The sequence below is a fragment of the Luteolibacter arcticus genome (assembly GCF_025950235.1).
GTDB classification, from domain to species: Bacteria; Verrucomicrobiota; Verrucomicrobiia; order Verrucomicrobiales; family Akkermansiaceae; genus Haloferula; species Haloferula arctica.
This window is the reverse complement of sequence record NZ_JAPDDT010000013.1, coordinates 1-17,745: the sequence shown is the minus strand read 5'-3', so window position 1 is coordinate 17,745 and position 17,745 is coordinate 1. Positions and strand designations below refer to the sequence as shown.

The 17,745-nt window shown below is 62.3% G+C and carries 15 protein-coding genes and 1 pseudogene; 8 read left to right on the top strand and 8 right to left on the bottom strand.

Annotated features, from left to right (window positions below):
• Positions 1-9 precede the first annotated feature (9 nt).
• The 3 genes and pseudogenes from OKA05_RS21885 (at position 10) to OKA05_RS29480 (ending at position 3,945) form a co-directional block, all read left to right on the top strand.
• The gene (locus tag OKA05_RS21885) at positions 10-399 is read left to right on the top strand and encodes a GxxExxY protein (protein WP_264489331.1); all 390 of its coding nucleotides are present in this window, start codon (positions 10-12) and stop codon (positions 397-399) included.
• 70 nt (positions 400-469) lie between these two features.
• Positions 470-3,214 (top strand): annotated as a pseudogene (gene metH, locus OKA05_RS21880) (methionine synthase); the annotation flags it as partial.
• An 86-nt stretch (positions 3,215-3,300) separates the two neighbouring features.
• A complete protein-coding gene (locus OKA05_RS29480) occupies positions 3,301-3,945 on the top strand; it encodes a PEP-CTERM sorting domain-containing protein (RefSeq protein WP_369335611.1) in 645 nt (214 codons plus the stop codon).
• Here OKA05_RS29480 and OKA05_RS21875 read toward each other — a convergent pair.
• A complete protein-coding gene (locus OKA05_RS21875) occupies positions 3,864-5,708 on the bottom strand; it encodes a DNA topoisomerase IV subunit B (protein WP_264489329.1) in 1,845 nt (614 codons plus the stop codon). The genes OKA05_RS29480 and OKA05_RS21875 overlap by 82 nt on opposite strands.
• A 193-nt stretch (positions 5,709-5,901) precedes the next feature.
• Positions 5,902-8,277 (bottom strand): serine/threonine-protein kinase, encoded by a 2,376-nt coding sequence (locus OKA05_RS21870; protein WP_264489328.1) that lies wholly within the window; start codon positions 8,275-8,277, stop codon positions 5,902-5,904.
• Positions 8,278-8,412: 135 nt separating this feature from the next.
• Here OKA05_RS21870 and OKA05_RS21865 point away from each other — a divergent pair, with 135 nt between their 5' ends.
• The 4 genes from OKA05_RS21865 to OKA05_RS21850 all read left to right on the top strand — a co-directional run bounded on the left by OKA05_RS21865 (position 8,413) and on the right by OKA05_RS21850 (position 10,401).
• Positions 8,413-8,652, top strand: a complete 240-nt coding sequence (locus OKA05_RS21865) for a UPF0175 family protein (RefSeq protein ID WP_264489327.1) — start codon at positions 8,413-8,415, stop codon at positions 8,650-8,652.
• On the top strand, positions 8,649-9,134 hold the full coding sequence (locus OKA05_RS21860) for a PIN domain-containing protein (protein ID WP_264489326.1): 486 nt from the start codon (positions 8,649-8,651) through the stop codon (positions 9,132-9,134). Before OKA05_RS21865 ends, OKA05_RS21860 begins: the two co-directional genes overlap by 4 nt.
• A 68-nt stretch (positions 9,135-9,202) precedes the next feature.
• Complete coding sequence (locus OKA05_RS21855; protein WP_264489325.1) at positions 9,203-10,126, top strand: RluA family pseudouridine synthase; 924 nt, start codon at positions 9,203-9,205, stop codon at positions 10,124-10,126.
• An 8-nt stretch (positions 10,127-10,134) separates the two neighbouring features.
• A complete protein-coding gene (locus tag OKA05_RS21850) occupies positions 10,135-10,401 on the top strand; it encodes a hypothetical protein (protein ID WP_264489324.1) in 267 nt (88 codons plus the stop codon).
• Positions 10,402-10,441: 40 nt separating this feature from the next.
• On the opposite strand, the gene OKA05_RS21845 is transcribed toward OKA05_RS21850, so the two are convergent.
• The 5 genes from OKA05_RS21845 to OKA05_RS21825 all read right to left on the bottom strand — a co-directional run bounded on the left by OKA05_RS21845 (position 10,442) and on the right by OKA05_RS21825 (position 15,823).
• Positions 10,442-10,822 (bottom strand): hypothetical protein, encoded by a 381-nt coding sequence (locus OKA05_RS21845; protein ID WP_264489323.1) that lies wholly within the window; start codon positions 10,820-10,822, stop codon positions 10,442-10,444.
• A 246-nt stretch (positions 10,823-11,068) separates the two neighbouring features.
• Complete coding sequence (pstB, locus tag OKA05_RS21840; protein ID WP_264489322.1) at positions 11,069-11,851, bottom strand: phosphate ABC transporter ATP-binding protein PstB; 783 nt, start codon at positions 11,849-11,851, stop codon at positions 11,069-11,071.
• Positions 11,845-12,963 carry a phosphate ABC transporter permease PstA gene (pstA, locus tag OKA05_RS21835; RefSeq protein ID WP_264489321.1) on the bottom strand — a complete coding sequence of 373 codons (1,119 nt, stop codon included), beginning with the start codon at positions 12,961-12,963 and terminating at the stop codon, positions 11,845-11,847. Before pstA ends, pstB begins: the two co-directional genes overlap by 7 nt.
• Positions 12,963-14,906 carry a phosphate ABC transporter permease subunit PstC gene (gene pstC / locus OKA05_RS21830; RefSeq protein ID WP_264489320.1) on the bottom strand — a complete coding sequence of 648 codons (1,944 nt, stop codon included), beginning with the start codon at positions 14,904-14,906 and terminating at the stop codon, positions 12,963-12,965. The genes pstA and pstC overlap by 1 nt, the downstream gene beginning before the upstream one ends.
• A gap of 104 nt (positions 14,907-15,010) precedes the next feature.
• Complete coding sequence (locus tag OKA05_RS21825; RefSeq protein WP_264489319.1) at positions 15,011-15,823, bottom strand: phosphate ABC transporter substrate-binding protein; 813 nt, start codon at positions 15,821-15,823, stop codon at positions 15,011-15,013.
• A 266-nt stretch (positions 15,824-16,089) separates the two neighbouring features.
• On the opposite strand from OKA05_RS21825, the gene OKA05_RS21820 reads away from it, so the two are divergent.
• Positions 16,090-17,382, top strand: coding sequence for a porin (locus OKA05_RS21820; RefSeq protein WP_264489318.1), 1,293 nt, complete (start codon positions 16,090-16,092; stop codon positions 17,380-17,382).
• Between the two features lie 142 nt (positions 17,383-17,524).
• On the opposite strand, the gene OKA05_RS21815 is transcribed toward OKA05_RS21820, so the two are convergent.
• Positions 17,525-17,745, bottom strand: a 221-nt coding sequence (locus OKA05_RS21815; protein WP_264489317.1) for a hypothetical protein, incomplete at its 5' end; no start/stop codon positions are given.

Sequence of the window (17,745 nt, the reverse complement as noted above, 5' to 3'; positions counted from 1 at the left end):
TCGCCCCGTATGAATACTGCGGATCAGATTGCAAAGGATGTGGTGGATGCGGCTTTCAAGATTCACACGAAACTCGGACCGGGGCTACTGGAGAGTGCCTACGAGGCTTGCTTGGCTCATGAGCTGACCAAGCGAGGCTATCAGGTGGAGCGGCAGAAACCGCAACCAGTCGTTTATGATGGACTGGAAATCGAAGTCGGCTACCGGCTCGACATCTTGGTCAATGGCGAGGTGATTCTTGAGCTTAAAGCGGTCGAGCAAGTGCTTCCTATCCATCACGCCCAGCTCATGACCTACCTCAAGCTATCGGGCAAAACCCTCGGCCTGCTCATCAATTTCAACGTTCCCATCATCAAGCAGGGCATCAAGCGGATGGCCCTCCATCATCCAGATCTCTGAAAAACTTGGCGCACTTGGCGTCTTGGCGGTTCCACTTTTCTCCTTTCCCATGTCCACCCTGCCCCGCGTCCTCCGCCTGTCCGGCTCCGAACCCTACAACCACACCCCGGACAAGAACTTCCTCATGATCGGCGAGCGCACGAACGTCGCCGGGTCACCGAAGTTCGCCAAGCTGGTCCGTGAAGGAAAACTCGACGACGCCCTCGAGATCGCCCGCCAGCAAGTCGAGAGCGGCGCCAACGTCATCGACATCTGCTTCGACGACGGACTGATCGACGGCAAGGCGATGATGGCGCGCTTCCTCCAGCTCGTCCAAAGCGAGCCGGAAATCTCCAAGGTGCCGATCATGGTCGACTCCTCCAAGTGGGAGATCATCGAGGAAGGCATCAAATACCTCCAGGGCAAGGGCATCGTGAACTCGATCTCGCTCAAGGAAGGCGAGGAAAAGTTCATCCAACAGGCCAAGCACATCCGCCGCTACGGCGCCGCCGCCGTGGTCATGGCCTTCGACGAAAACGGCCAGGCCGCGACCTACGACGAGAAGATCCGCATCTGCGAGCGCGCCTACCGCGTGCTGGTGGACAAGGTCGGCTTCCCGCCCGAGGACATCATTTTCGACCCGAATATCCTGACCGTCGCCACCGGCATCGAAGAGCACAACAACTACGCCCTCGATTTCATCAACGCGACCCGCTGGATCAAGACCCACCTGCCCCACGCGAAGGTCTCAGGCGGAGTCTCTAACATCTCCTTCTCCTTCCGCGGCAACAACGTGGTGCGCGAGGCGATGCACTCGGCCTTCCTCTACCACGCCACCAAGGCCGGCATGGACATGGGCATCGTCAACGCTGGCATGCTCGAAGTGTATGACGAGATTCCGAAGGAGATGCTCGAACACGTGGAAGACGTCTTGCTCAACCGACGGCCTGACGCGACCGAGCGGATGCTCGAATTCGCCGAGCGCTTCAAGGGCCAGGACGGCAAGAAGGTCGAAGAAGATCTCACGTGGCGCGAGGCACAGGTCGAGAAGCGCCTGGAGTATGCGCTGCTCAAGGGCATCGACAAATTCATCGATGAGGACACCGAGCAGGCCCTGCAGAAGTACGGCCGTCCGCTCAAGGTCATCGAAGGCCCGCTGATGGATGGCATGGGCGTGGTCGGCGACCTCTTCGGCGCGGGCAAGATGTTCCTGCCGCAGGTCGTGAAGAGCGCCCGCGTGATGAAGAAGTCCGTCGCCTGGCTCACTCCCTTCATGGAAGCCGAGAAAGCGGAATTCCTCGCCGGCGACATCGCCGAGATCATGGAAAAGGATCCGTCGCTGAGCCGCGACGAGGCCATCGCATTGGCGGGTCGCCGCCGCTCGGCGGGGCGCTTCCTCATCGCCACCGTGAAGGGCGACGTGCACGACATCGGCAAGAACATCGTCGGCGTGGTCCTCGCCTGCAACGGCTTCGAAGTGACCGACATGGGCGTGATGGTCCCCTGCGACAAGATCCTCGCGAAAGCCAAGGAACTCGGCGCGGATGTCATCGGCCTTTCCGGCCTCATCACCCCGTCGCTGGATGAGATGATCCACGTCGCGAAGGAGATGGAAAAGGGCGGCTTCAAGGTGCCGCTGCTGATCGGCGGCGCGACCACCTCGTCCACCCACACCGCGGTGAAGATCGCCCAGCACTACTCGGGGCCGGTCGTCCACGTGCTCGATGCCTCGCGCTCGGTGCCGGTAACCACCTCGCTACTTTCACCCGACCAGAAGGAGAACTTCATCGCCGAGAACAACGAGCGCCATCGCAAGGCACGCGAAGCGTTCACCGGCGGGCTGAAGAAGGAGACCGTCGGCATCGTCGAGGCCCGCGCCCAGGGCCGTCACACCGACTGGTCGAGCTACACGCCGCCGGTGCCTGAATTCACCGGCACGCGGGCGATCCCGAATCAATCGCTGCGCGAGTTGGTGGACTACATCGACTGGACGCCGTTCTTCCACGCATGGGAACTCCGCGGCGTCTGGGACCGCGAAGCCGGCGTGCTCAAGACGAGGAACGAGGAAGGCGCCAAGGAAGCGGCCAAGCTTCACGTCGAGGCGCTAGAGCTGCTAGAGCGGGTCATCGCCGAGAAGCGCTTCATCGCCCGCGGCGTGTATGGCTTCTTCCCGGCGAACTCCGATGGCGACGACATCATCGTGTGGAACGATGAACATCGTATTTCCGAGAGCACCCGCTTCCACACCCTGCGCCAGCAGATCAAAAAGGACTCCGGCAAGCCGAATGAGGCGCTATCCGACTACGTAGCGCCGCAAGGAGCCGGGAAGGACTTCATCGGCGGCTTCGTCGTCGGCATCCACGGTGCCGACGAGTGGGCCGCGGAACTGGAAGCCGCCCACGATCCCTACAACGCGATCATGGCCAAGGCGCTCGCCGACCGGCTGGCGGAAGCCTTTGCCGAGCTGCTCCACCACCGCGCCCGCGTGGCCTGGGGCTACGAGCGGCCGAATGAATTCGGCGCGAACGAGCTCATCAAGGAACTCTACCGCGGCATCCGCCCGGCACCGGGCTACCCGGCCCAGCCGGACCACACCGAGAAGCCGATCCTCTTCGATCTACTACAGGCATCGGAGCCCACCGGCGTGACCCTTACCGAAAGCTGCGCCATGCATCCCGGCGCAGCCGTGAGCGGCCTCTACTTCAGCCACCCGGAGAGCCACTACTTCGCGATCTCCGAGATCCAGAAGGACCAGCTCGAAGACTACGCCCACCGCAAGGGCATGACGGTGGAAGAAGCCGAGAAGTGGCTGGGGCCTTGGCTGGGCTATGCGTGAGGCTGACGAATGATGAAATTGGGCAGGTCGCGTGTTCGCAAATCAGAGCTTGTGGCATCATCCATCTCAATTGCTAGTCAATCGCCATGCCCTCTCGCCATGTCTTGATTCTTGCGAGTATCGCCCTGATACACTCAGAATCTGCGACCGGCGCCGTGATCGCACCCGATATCAATCGGTTCTCCTATGACTTCACTCTCACTCGAACGGGTGCCTCGTCATCGGACACACTGGACCAGTTTGGCATCCGCTTTGGAGATGATAAACTAGATTCCGGTGAAGTTCTTTGGGTCACAGTCCTCGCGAAAGGACAATCCGAACCCGTCCTTTCCCAAGCTCTCCACGGTGTGCCAAACGGCTATGGCGGCTTCTTATTTCTTAGAGATTGGAATACAGCCTTCCCCGAGTGGCAGGGCAGCGTGATCTTCGAAATAACATCCGGGACAGTGGATCTGGAGGGATTTTCCATAGGGATTATCGCACCTCCCGACCGACGAGCTCTTGCGCCGAGTTTGGACATTCGTCTCGTCCCGGAGCCTTCATCCATGGGATTGATCGGACTTCTGGCGGCAATGTGGCGACGGAGACGTTCAAATATCCCCGACTCTGCGCAACCGGATGCGGAAACCCGAACTCTGGCACCCTATGATCACGCCACCTGCCGATCCACGTTGATCCGCAGGTGCTCGATGATGAAGTCCTGGCGGTCGGGCGTGTTCTTGCCCATGTAGAAGGCGAGCAACTCCTTGGTCCCCTTGCCTTCCTCGAACTCGACGGGATCGAGCCGCATATCGGGGCCGATCATGAACTTGAACTCATCCGGCGAGATCTCACCGAGGCCCTTGAAGCGGGTGATCTCGGCGTTCTTGCCGAGCTTGGCGATTGCCTTGACCCGTGATTCCTCGTCGTAGCAGTAGATCGTCTCCTTCTTGTTGCGGACACGGAACAGCGGCGTCTGGAGAATGAAGAGGTGGCCTTCGCGAATGACCTCGGGGAAGAACTGCAGGAAGAATGTGAGAAGCAGCAGCCGGATGTGCATGCCGTCCACGTCGGCATCGGTCGCGATGACGACCCTGCTGTAGCGCAGTTCCTGGATGCCGTCCTCGATGCCGAGCGCCGCCTGCAAGAGAGCGAACTCCTCGTTCTCATAGACGATCTTCTTGGCGAGACCGAAGGTATTGAGCGGCTTGCCGCGCAGCGAGAAGACCGCCTGCGTTTCAACATCGCGGCTCTTCGTGATCGAGCCGGAAGCGGAGTCACCCTCGGTGAGGAAGAGCGTGCTCTCGAGCCGCTGCTTGTGCTTCGAGTCGAGGTGGGCGCGGCAATCGCGGAGCTTCTTGTTGTGGACCTTCGCCTGCTTGGCGCGCTCGCGGGCCATCTTCTGGATGCCCTTCATGTCCTTGCGCTCGCGCTCGGCGGCCTGGATCCGCTTCTGGATCGCCTCGGCCACCTTCGGGTGCTTGTGCAGGTAGTTGTCCAGGTGCTGCTTGAGGAAGTTGCCGACGAAGGTGCGGATCGATTCGCCATCCGGCACCATCGCGGCCGAGCCGAGCTTGGTCTTGGTCTGCGACTCGAAGACCGGCTCGACAATGCGCACGCAGACCGCCGCCTCGATGCCCGCTCGGACGTCGGCGGGATCATATTGCTTCTTGTAGAAGTTACGGACCGCGTTCACGAGGCCTTCGCGGAAGGCCTGCAAGTGGGTGCCGCCCTGGGTCGTGTGCTGGCCGTTGACGAAGGTGTAGTACTCCTCGCCGCTCTCGGCGGTGTGGGTGAAGGCGACTTCGATGTCCGGCCCCTTGAGGTGGATCGGATCGTAGAGCGCCTCGCTCTCCATCTCCTCGCGCAGCAGGTCGAGCAGGCCGTCCTTGGATTTGAACTTCTTGCCGTTGAAAACGATGGTCAGCCCTGGATTCAGATAGCTGTAGTAGCGGCACATCTTTTCGACGGTCGCATCCTTGAACTTCGACTTCGGCGGGAAAATCGAGCGGTCGATCTCAAACGCGAGCCGGGTGCCAGAGGGCGCTTCCTCGCGGCGCGGGGTCTTCATGTCCTCGGTGACGATGCCCTTGGAGAACTCGATCGCCTTGGTCTGGCCATCGCGCCACGCCTGGATCTCGAAGAAGCTGGCGAGCGCATTGACCGCCTTGATCCCGACGCCATTGAGGCCGACCGATTTCTTGAAGGCCTCGCTGTCGTACTTGGCACCCGTGTTGATCTGGGCGGCGCAGTCGTAGAGCTTGCCGAGCGGGATCCCGCGGCCGAAGTCGCGCACCTCGACGCGGCCTTCCTCGTCGATCTGCACCTGGATCTCCTTGCCGTGGCCCATGATGTGCTCGTCGATCGAGTTATCGATGACCTCCTTGAGCAGGATGTAGATGCCGTCGTCGGGCGAGGTGCCGTCACCGAGCTTGCCGATGTACATCCCGGGGCGGAGCCGGATGTGTTCGCGCCAATCGAGGGATTTGATGTCAGCTTCGGTGTATTCGGCCATGGCGATCTTTCGGGAATCCTGAGGAACCGCCGCCCGCCTGGCAAGTGCGGGGTCCGCGCCTGAGCGACAGCACGTAGCGGATGGGCTGCGCCCTTCCGGCGGGGCGAGGCCACTCCGGAAATCGCCCCTCCTCCACCTTTGGCGCGCCCCTCCAGCCGGAATAACGAAGTCGATCCGCTGAAAAACAGCCAAATCACTCCAGCGCCGCCTGCACTAGATCCCAGCGCCTTTTGAAAGCCGGGTAGCTCGAAGCCAGGCTCTCACCCGCTTTCTTCCCGCGCGCGGGGTCGCCAGCCAGCAGGTCGAAGGCGATGGCTTGCTCGTGGCGGCGCAGGCGTTCGAGTTCGCTGGTCTCGGCTTTCACCAGTTGCCGGTGCAGCTCGATCACGCTGTCGGGCGAGACTTCGGCCCACTCGACATCGCGCGGCGAACCGGTGGCATCCAGAATCTTGACCCCGCCGCTGCGGGTGCCGGTGATCTGGTCGAGCTTGGTGTGGTCGCGCAGCTCGAGGATGACCCCCTCCGGCGGGGCCGCCAGCTTGTCTTCCAGCTCGCCGAGGAAAGACGCGGCGGCCTCGGCCAGCAGCAGCAAGGCAGACACGCGCGGCTCGGCCTCCTTCACGGGAAAGTCCGGCGATTTGATCGCGGCGGCCGCTTCGGCGAAACGACAGGCGGCCGCGGTCTTGCGGACCTGCACGAGCGGGTCGGCGGCTACCGGCGGTGGCGCTGGCGGATCAGAGGGAGTGACCGCCCCCCCTCCCAGCAAGCGCGCGTGCTTTTCCAGATCGAGCTGCAAGGCGCGCAGATTGAAGCGCGCCCGGCCTTTCGTCTTTAGCGAAGCATGCACCGCATGGAGTTCATCAGCCAAGCCACGGCAAGCGGCGGCGCTGGCCGGAAACTTTTCGGGTATCGCGGCTCCGAGCTTTTGCGCATCGCTCGCATAGCCGCGCAGGATATTCTGATAAGGAGCTACCCAGGAGTCGGCACCTTTCGCTTCGGTCGCGAGCACCGCGTCGAAGTGCGGGAGGGCAAGATCCACCATGCCGTGCTCCCAATTCTTCAGGCCCGCAATCATCGACGCCAGCAAGGCCGGCCCGGTGGGAGCAGGAGCCTCGGAACTCCACACGACCGGACGCAGCCCGGCGACATTCTCCAAGCCATCTAACAGCACCGTCCGGCTCTCCTCGGCGATGCCGGCCGCGCCCTTGATGTGCTCGACGGCGTCGCGGGCATCCTTCCGTGCACTGTCACTGCGGCCATCGAGGTAGGCGGCGATCACCGCCTCACAGGCAGCCCACGAGCCGGTCGGCTGGAGCACCCCGGGCTGATCGCGGACTTCGGCGAAAAGGTTATGGGCCTTGGCATAGTCACCGGTTTTCAAGGCCTCGCCCGCCTCGCGGTAGGCGGAGCCGATACGGGCGCTGTTGTCACCGCCCGATGGATTGGCAGCAACGGGAGTCAAGCTGGTGCCGTTCTGCGAAACCTGCGGCTTGGGCTCCTCGCGGGTGACCCACCAACCGGCAAAGCCGAGTGCGCCCAAGATCAAGACGCCAGCGGCTGCGAGAGCGATCTTCTCGCCGGCATTGGAACCCCGCCGCGAGCCATTGCCAGCCTTCGCCGGCGGCAGGGCTGCGCCGCTGGCAAGCCGTTGGCGCGCCGTTTCCAGCGCGGCCAGGAGATCATCGTAGGAGCGGAACCGCAGCACCGGATCATGGGACATGGTGCGGTCCACCAGGGCGCAGGTGTCGGCGCTGAGCCATGGTGCGGCCTTGGCCAGCGGGAGGATCTTCTTTTTCACCTCCCGCAGCTTGTTGGTGTCCATCGACTCCTCGTTGCACGGCGGCTTCCCGGCCAGCGCGTGATAGAGGGTGGCCCCGAAGGCATACATGTCGGAGCGGAAGTCCTCCGGCAGGCCCTCGATGGTTTCCGGCGGCACGTAGTACGGTGTGGCCCAGATTTCCGTGGCCTGCGCCTTGCCACCCTTGGTGACGAGGGCGAGGCCGAAATCGACGATCTTCGCATTCCCGGCGGCATCGAGCAGGATATTGCCCGGCTTCATGTCGCGGTGGATCAGGCCGGCGGCCTGCGCGGCTTTCAAACCGGCCGCCACTTGAGTCGCCAGCGGCAGCATTTCCGCCTCGGGGATCGACCCGCGCTCGCGGATGTGGTGTTCGAAGTGCCCGCCGGGCACCAACTCCATGGCGATGTAGAAGCGACCGAAAGCCCGCCCGGTGGTGAATACCCGCACGACGTGCGGGTGACTGAAGGAGGCCGTGATCCGCGCCTCTTCCTCGAAAGCCGCGATCCGCTTGTCGTCGCTGCCATACTCCTCGTTGAGGATTTTCACGATGACCTCGCGGTCGAGCATGTTGTCCTGGGCGACGAAGACGACGCTCATCCCGCCGATCGCGTGGCGGCGCAGCAGCGTGTAGGGGCCGAACTCGCGCTTCACCCGGGTGTGCTTGCCGCACGACGGGCACTCCACGTTGGAAAACGGAGCGACCAGGCTCACGTCCATGGAGGTCCCACAGGCGTGGCAGTAGGCAATCTCGATTTCCCCCTCCGGCATGGCTGAGGCTACCTACGCAGCGCTTCACTGAAAACTTCAATTTCTCGAAGTATCGGCCGGAAAACCACCGGGAAGCGCAAAGTCGCCTGCCGATTGTCGCATTGTCGCCAGGTCAGAAACGCCTTAAGCTACGCCATGACCTTGACGCTACCTGACGATCCCGCGCTGGCGGGCATGACCGAGTCGGACCTCCGTCTGGACTTGGCTTGTGGGCTCTTCGCAGCCGGCCGCGTCAGCCGGACGGTGGCCTGCCGAATCGCCGGCATGGAGCGATACGACTTTGATCAGGAAGTCAGCCGCCGGAAAATCTCCGGTTACACGGAGGAAATGCTCGAGGAAGACCTCGCCAACCTGAGCGACCTGCCCCCTCGGTGATCGTCGTTGCGGATACCTCAAGCGTGCTGAACCTCTGCTGCCTGAGGCACGAACACGTGCTTCAAGAGCTCTTTGGTAAACTGCTCGCGCCGCCCGCCGTCTGGGATGAGTTCCAGAAGCTCGCAGGTTCGGATCCGAGATTCGCAGGCCTGGCCTTCCCGGCTTTCATCGAAATCGTGGCTCCATCGCGGGTGCCTCCGACGCTCGCAGGAAACGAGCGCTTGCACTCGGGAGAGGTGAACGCCCTCGCTTTGGCCTCCGAGATCAAAGCGGACGCGATCCTGATGGACGAGCGGGCGGGACGAACCGAGGCGAAAGCCTTGGGAATACCGGCCATTGGAATCCTCGGCATCCTCATCCGGGCAAAGGAACTCAGCCTGGTCCCAGAGCTTGCCCCATTGCTCGACCAATTGCAGTCGCGGGCCGGCTTTTGGATCGCTGAATCGTTGCGGGAACGAGTTCTCAAGCTCGCAGGCGAATAATAGGAGGAGTTTTCTCCGTCGCTCTCGCGATTGACAGCCCCGCCCGCCCGCCGCGAGGCTCCGCGGCCATGGAAATCCGCGTGGACAGCGATGCCGGCACGCGCCTCGACGCCTTTCTGGCGGCGCGGATACCGGAGCTATCGCGCTCGCGCATCCAGGAACTGATCCGCGAGCATTTCATCCTGCGCAATGGCCAGCCCGCCAAACCGCGCGACTCCGTGGCGGTCGGCGATCACCTGAGCATCGCCATTCCGGAAGCCGTCCCCGCTGAGGCCCAGCCGCAGGACATTCCCCTGAGCATCCTCTTTGAAGACGAGCACCTGCTGGTGCTCGACAAGGAAAGCGGCATCGTCGTCCACCCGGCGGCGGGAAATCCCGACGGCACGCTGGTCAATGCGTTGCTCCACCACTGCCGCGGCCAGCTTTCCGGCATCGGCGGCGTCGAGCGACCGGGCATCGTGCATCGCCTCGACAAGGATACCTCGGGCTGCCTCGTCGTCGCCAAGACCGACGTCGCCCACCAATCTCTGAGCGAGCAGTTTTCCGGGCGGACGATGGAGAAGCTCTACCTCGCCGTGGCGCAGGGCATTCCCAATCCGCAGCAGGGCACGGTCTTCACCCACATCGGCCGCCATCCGGTGAACCGGCAGAAAATGGCGGTGGTCAATCCGCCCGGCGGCAAGACCGCGATCACCGACTACGAGGTGCTCTCCATCGACCGCTCGACCGGCTCGTCGCTGGTGCTCTGCCACCTCCACACCGGCCGCACCCATCAGATCCGCGTCCACCTGCTGCACCTAGGCTGCCCCCTCGTCGGCGATCCCATCTACGCCAAGCCGGAACGCCAGAACGCCAAGCCGGGGCGGCTGATGCTGCATGCGTGGCGCTTGCAGTTCGATCATCCGGTCACCAAGCAGCGGCTGAAATTCGAAGCGCCGATCCCCCCGGAATACACTCCGTGGCTGCAGATGTTAGAACATCCCCTTCTCTGACCTGCTCTATGGACGAAGACGCTTTTTTCCAAGACCTCCTAAATGCCGTGGAGCAGCAACTCATCTCGCCGCAGACGCGCTACGTCGCGAAGGCCCTGGAGCGGCTCACCTCGAAGGGCATGAGCGAGAAAGATGCAAAGGCCAGCATCGCCGCCTGCCTCGGCGAGGAGACCGACGCAATGTGGCGCGGCAAGCGGGGCTTCGATGAGAAAAGCTACCGCGAGAAGCTCGATGCGATTGATGCGTCGGAGCGGCTTGAGGAGGAGGAAGAGTAGCGAGGGCTGCTTCTCCTGTCGTGTTCAGAAGGACATAGCTTCACAAAGCGACCGGGCGGTTGGCGGCTTGTCCAGCACCACCTTGCGCTGCATCGATCATGCGTAGATAGCCGTCGTGATGACTTTCGATGATCCACCCTCCAAATGGATCAAATAGATAAGCGTCCCAGTGGTAGTCGACGAATACCTCCTCCAGAATCGGAATGATGTCGGCCAGCAAGACGTCGACACAGCAATCTTGATCCTTCCAAGCCAGATAGGCACGCCTGCCGGAAACGAACTGCTCGGAAAATACGGAACGCCATTCGGATGCAGGGACCATCCGATTTCCCACCAAGTGCCCACAAACATCGAACGGAAACGACCCCAACGCAGCCAACGCTGACGAACCAGCCAGTGTGCCTTGGGCGCTTGGGATCACGACATACCGAACTCCCATGTCCTCCAATGGCCTCAATAGCAATTTGAACGAGGTGGCCCTGGCATCCTGTTCTCTCGCCTGCTTCAAAGCCGCTCGCTTCAGAACCAATTCCTGGTGTCGGCAAGGATCCATTTTTTGCAGAACGTGTAACTAGACCATCCTCGGCAAGGAAGCCAATTCCACACGTCTAGGTTGGCTGGGATTTCCCTGCCGCCAACCGGGAGCAAAGCGCCTTCACTCGCCGCCTCACCCAAACGCCCCCGACACATACTGCTCCGTCTGCCTCACGCTCGGAGTCGAGAAGATCTTCTGCGTCTCCCCATGCTCAATCAGTTTGCCGAGATAGAAGAAGGCCGTCTTATCGGCACAGCGGCTGGCTTGGGCCAGATTGTGAGTGACGATGACGATCGTGTATTCGTTCTTCAGCTCTAACAGCAGCTCCTCGACCTTCAGCGTCGAAAGCGGATCGAGAGCCGAGCAGGGCTCGTCCATCAGGATGATGTCGGGCTTGGTCGCGATGGTGCGGGCAATGCACAGGCGCTGCTGCTGACCGCCGGACAGGCCGAAGGCGCTGGTCTTGAGGCGATCCTTCACATCATCCCACAGGGCGACGCGGCGCAGGCAATACTCGACGCGCTCTTCGATCGCCTTGGAGTCCTTCTCGCCGTGGATTCGCAGGCCATACGCAATGTTGTCGTAGATCGACTTCGGGAAGGGATTCCACTTCTGGAAGACCATGCCGACGCGGCGGCGGAGCACCTGGAGATCGAGATCCGGGCGGGCGATGTCGATACCCGCGATGCGGATCGCGCCACCGGTGACCTTGGCACCCGGAATGCGGTCGTTGATGCGGTTGAAGCAACGCAGCAGCGTGGATTTCCCGCAGCCGGACGGCCCGATGAAGGCGGTGATCTCGCGCGACGGGATCTCGAGGTTTACATCGTGCAGGACCTGCTTCTCCCCGTAGTTGAAGCGCAGGTTCTCCACGGCGATCGCCGGGGTGCCATTGGTGGAAGAGCCGTTTACCATTTGAGCTTCGAGCGGACGCGGTGACGGAGGACGATGGAAACCGCCGAGAAAAGGAAGATCATCATCAGGAACACGAAGACCGACCCATACTGCGCGCGCTGCGTGTAGTCCGAGGTCGGAATCTTCGACAGGGTGTAGATATGGTAGGGAAGCGCCTGAACCTGGCTCTGAAACACGCCGAAGGGATTCGAGAGACCTTCCCACGGCAAGCTGTCCTTGGCTGCCACAGCGGCGGTGAACATGATCGGGGCGGTCTCCCCTGCGGCGCGGGCGAGCGAAAGGACGGACGAGGTGAGAATGCCCGGTGTCGCAAAGGGCAGGACGCACTTGCGGATCGTGTGCCAGCGGGTCGCCCCGAGCGCCAGCGAGGCCTCGCGGAAGCCCTGCGGCACCGCCTTCAACGACTCCTCCGAGGCGGTGATGATGACTGGCAGGATCATACACGCCAGCGTGGCCGCCCCTGCCATCAGGGATGAATTCCAGCCTTGGAAACTCAGCGAGGTGAAGCCGAGCGGAATCGTCAGAAGGCTCCGATCGATGGGGTTGTCCGTGAAGACCGGCGCGGCGAGCACGAACACCGCGAAACCGAAGAGTCCGAACACGATCGAGGGCACACCAGCGAGATTGAGAATGGCGAGCCGGACGAGATCGATGAACTTCCCCTGCTTCGCATACTCGCTGAGATAGATCGCCGCCGCCACGCCGAAGAACAGCGCGAGGAAGACGCTGAAAAGCGTCAGCATCGCGGTACCGACAATCGGACCGATGATGCCGCCCCCGGAGTAGGAGTAGGTCTGCTCGTTGAAAACCGCTTCAGTGCCGTTCTTCGCGACCCAGGCATGGTATTCGCCGGAGGGGATGCTGTGGCGAGTGCCAGCGGCATCGTCAAACACGTGCAGCGTCTGGGTCCGCTCGGTGAGGAAGCTGGTATCGATGTAGGGGAACTCCGGTTTCGTGAGCGCCGGCACACCATCCCAACAGATGCGCCCGAAAATCAGGAGCGCCACGATCACGATGCCCCAGGTAAGGCCACCGAGGAAGCCTTTCACCGCTCCCTCTTTCATCCCCTCGCGGTGGACGCCCTTGCGAATGAGTTGTTCAGGATTTTCCATCACTCGTGGCCGATGCGGAATTTGTGAAGAATGCGCTGAGCCGTCCAGTTGATGGCCAGCACGATGATGAAGAGCAGCATGCCCACCACAAAGAGCGCACGATAATGGACGCTGCCGAAGGGCACTTCACCAAGCTCCTGTGCGATGATGCCCGTCAGCGTGTGTGCGGGCTGGAAGAAAACGCCCAAGCCTTCCGTGAAATCCGGAATCTCGATCCGGTTGCCGGCGACGAGCAAGACCACCATCGTCTCGCCGATCACCCGGCCAAGCCCCAGTAGCACCGCCGCAAGGATACCCGAAACAGCAGCGGGCAGAATCACCCGGAAAATCGTCTGGAGCTTCGAGGCACCCAGGGCATCGGATGCCTCCGCAAAGGCCGAGGGCACATTGTTCAACGCGTCTTCGGAAAGGCTGAAGATCGTGGGAATGGCCATCAGGCCCAGCAGGCACCCGGCGGTAAACATGTTCAGCCGCTGCTGGATGGGGAAGCCGGGCACCCACGAGAAGGCATCCTTCATCGAGGTTTCCTGAAGGATGGTGCCGAGCACCGCAATGCCGAGGAAGCCCAGCACCACGGACGGGATCGCTTGCAGGAACTCGATCGTCGGCTTGATGAAATTCTGCTCGCGGCGGCCCGCGAGCTGGTTGGTATAGATCGCCGCTCCCACGCCGAGCGGGATGGCAAGAGCCAAGGCAATGGCCGCAATCAAGGACGAGCCCACGAAGAGAGGCACGATCCCGTAGAAGTCCTGCCATTCACCGCCGGTAATCCAGTCCTTCCCGGTGATGAAGCCCCAGATGGTCGCACCCAGTCCTACCGGCGCGTCGAGTTTCCAAGCCTCCATCTTCGCCACCGTGTCCTCAAGTTCCTTCGAGTACTCGGGAGCCGCCTTGCGGAAGGCGGAGAGATAGCGCTGCGCCTTGTCGTCCTCCAGCTTTTCGGGCAGCTTCGGCATGACCTCGCCTGCCGCCTTGGAGAGCACGGCATTTGCCTCACGGAATTCCGGCAGGCGCGCGAGCACCGGTTGGATGGCCGTGGAGAAGTCTACCGGTTCGGTAGTCACGGACGCCGCGGCATCCGCTTCCAGAGAGGCCTTCAGTTCCGCGGTCTTCGCGTTCGCGGCACCTTCCAAGAGCGTGCCGCGCCGCGTGACTTCGATCTCGTGCAGGGTGGCTCCCTCCTTGATCGCCTTCACCACGTCGCCGGTCTCGGAGACGAGGGTGTCGAGGCTTCCCGAGGCTTCCGAAAAGGCGTCGATGGCCGCCCGGAAATCCGCCAGCGGCACGGAGGCTTCGGCCTGCTTGGCCGAGAGCTGTTCGTCGATCGCCGCGATTTGAGGCGGATCGTCGGAGGAAAGCGGGTCGCGTGCGCCTAAGGCAGAGAGCAGACCCTCCAGCTCCTCCTTGGAGAGATGCGGAGTAGGCGGAATCCCCTCCCCCGGCTTGCCCGCGAGGGCATCGGCTAGAAGCGCCTTGTACTTCGCAGTGAGGGTGTCCTGAAGCTCCTTCGGGATCTCTCCTTCGCCCGCATTTTCCTTCACCCGCAGCAGGGCGCTCTGGGCAGGAGTCACCGCCTCGTTCACGTAGCTAACCACCGCGGTCGCTTCCGAGGAACGGAGGAACTCGGCCCGGCAGGCGGCATTGACCTGCGCGTAGTAGGCCCGGTTCAGCAGCGAGGCCATCTGCTCGTGAGCCTTCAGATCCTTGCGCGGGATATCGACGAGCTCGAGCCCGGCTTTCCGGTAAAATTCCAGCTCCTCCCGGTACTTCGGGAAGAATCCCGCCCCCTCCCGCACGAGGAACACAATGATCAGGATCAGGATAACGATGGTCAGGCCCGCATTGCCGGCGAAGAAGGCCTTGATCAGGCCATCCGTGCCCCGGCCCTTCTTGCGGAAAGGATGACCGGCGGGAACTGGTGTGGGGGTCGGTGATTCCGGCATGCGCGACGTGCGGAAACGAGCGTGGAGGCCTCTCGTGGAAATGGCAATCCCGGCGGGGCTTCCCCGCGCCGGGATTGCGTGTCGATATTGTCAGCCAGAACTTCTTAGTTCGGCACGAAACCGAGGCTCTTGGCGATCTTCTGGCCTTCCGAGCCGATCGCGAAGTCCACGAAAGCCTTCGCGGTGGCGTCGGCATTCTCCGGGATGTAGTAGTAGCAAGCGCGGCTGTAGGCGTATTTCTTCGCGTTGGAAGCTTCCGGGGCCACGCTGTCGATCACGACCGGCTGGATGCCGCCCTTCTTCGCGTAGGCGAGACCGACGTAGCCGATGCCGTTCTTGTTCTTGGCGACTTCCTCGGCGATCTGCTCGTTGCCCGCCAGCTTCTGGGAGCTACCGGCGTAGTTCTTGCCGCCCATGGCGAGGCTCTGCCAGTCCTTGTAGGTGCCGGAAGCGGTGTTGCGGGTGTAGATCGAGATCGTGCCCGGGGCACCACCGACTTCGCTCCAATCCTTCACCGCGCCGGTGAAGATCTTCTGGACCTGGTCCTTGGTGAGGCTCTTGACCTTGTTCCCCTTGTTGACGACCACCACGATCATGTCGTGGCAGGCTTCGATTTCATTGAGCTTGATACCCTTCGCACGGGCGGCAGTGATCTCCTCGGGCTTCGCCTTGCGAGAAGACATGCCGATGTGGGCGGTACCATTGGCCAGGGCCGGGAACGCGGTCGAAGAACCTTCCGCGGCGATCTCGAACTTCACGCCGCTATTGCTGGACTGGAACTTCTCGGCAAGCTGCGGGACGAGCTTGGCACCGAGGGTGTCGGAGCCCTTGATGCTGATGTTCTGCGCGCTAGCGGTGGCGGCGAGCATGGCTCCCGCGAAGAGGCTGGCGGCGGCGAAACGAATGGTGGTGCGCATGGATGTGATGTGGATTTCCGCGCCGCAAGCGACGCTCGACGGCATGGATGCCACCATCGTTGCAAACGTCCACCGGTGCTTTGTGACGGGTTTGTCACGAAACCCAGCTAGAGGATCGGGCGGATCATACCGCAAATCCCTCGACATCAGCCTCCAAGGCTGGATCCGAGGGTTTGTGACAGGACCGTCACGCAACGGGCCTGTCACAAAGCTGTCACTTCGCATCGATTCCCGCCGCCCTCGCGGCACTGTCTTCATTTCATCCCATGAAACACCACACGACCCAAGTCACGGCCGCGCTCCTGTGCGGTCTTTCCAGCCTTGCCCTTGCCGGTGAACCGGTGACAGAGCCCGCCCCGGCCGATAGCGTCGCCGACTTCAACTTCTGCGAGTGGCTCTCGAGCAAGCCCGGCACCGTCAAGCTGCCGGAGAATCCCTGGGTCCAGAGCCTCGTCTTCGAAGGCCGCTACCACTGGCAAGCCGCCTACGTCGATGGCGAAGGCACCAATGGCCAGGACTTCAGCGAGGACTACACCGACGCCCGCCGCTTCCGTCTCGGTGGCAAGATCGGCTTCCTGAATTATTTCAGCTACAAGGGCGTGGTCAATCTGGTGGACGACCAGCGCTTCAACGGCGGCGACCTCGAATACGACTACATCGACTTCGACGAATCCTACTTCACCTTCGACATCCTCAAGGCCTTCAACTTCGGCGGCGTTGACGTCCTCACCGCCAACTTCGGCCGCATCAAGTGGCATGGCGGCCTGGAAGCACGGACCTCGTCGAATGCCCTCCTCACCGTCGAGCGCTCGGCCATTTCCAACAAACTCTATCAGAGCGCCCGTCCTACCGGTCTCTTCGTCAATGCCGTGAAGGGCCAATGGAATGCCATCGCCGGCATCTACAGCACCGACGAGGGCACCGATGACCTCGGCGTGGACGACGGCAATGTCGAGGGCTGGGGCGGTTGGAACGACGGCCTGATGTACAACGCCGAGCTCATCTACTCCGCCACCGACGACCTCCGCTTCGGCTGGGAACTTCTCTACAACAACGCCGACGAGCGCCTCGCCAATGAGGATTCGCTGCTCGACTACCGCTGGGCCAGCACCCTTTCCGCCGAGTATTCCATCGGCAACGGCGGCGTGAACTTGGAAGGCTTCTACGGCGACAACGGCGGCACCGACATGCAGGCGAACGCCGCACGCCGCGGCAACTTCTGGGGCTTCGTCGCCACTCCCTACTACTGGATCATCCCGACCAAGCTGCAGGCCGTGGTCCAGTACGCCTACGCCGGTGCCGAGGAAGACCAGGGCATTCGCATGAACAGCCGCTACGTCCGCGCCACCAACTACGGCGGCGGCGGCAACCCGAACATCGTCAACGGCGGCCGCGGCGACTCGCTGCACACCGTTTACGCCGGCCTCAACTACCTGATCTGCGGCGATAACCTGAAGTTCCAGCTCGGTGCCGAATACGCCCACCTCGACACGCCGAATGCCGGCGATGGCGACGTGGAGGCGCTGACTTGGATGTTCGGTTTCCGCTCATTCTTCTGAAGCGCTTCGGTTGCGCATCTTCGGTTAGAGAGCACCGGTCCGCAAGGGCCGGTGCTTTTTTATGACCACTGGGAACGCGGAATTTATTCCGCCCGAAAAGTCCGGAGACTCGACCACCCAATCGGCATGAATTCCAATGCCTTTAAGGTTCTGTTAGATCGAGGGTGATCTTCTTCACCAGCGGGATCGAGGTCGGGTGGCGGATCTTCTTCCAGTTCTTCGTCGGCTGGCGCAGCCCGCGATCGCAGCTGCGGGGCTTGCGGTCCGGTATCAGCGCGGTGACCATGAGTTCCGCGAGCACGCGCCGCGTCCACTCGGCACGCGCCGCGTCGTCGATGAGGTCGCGGCCCAGTTCCATCACCC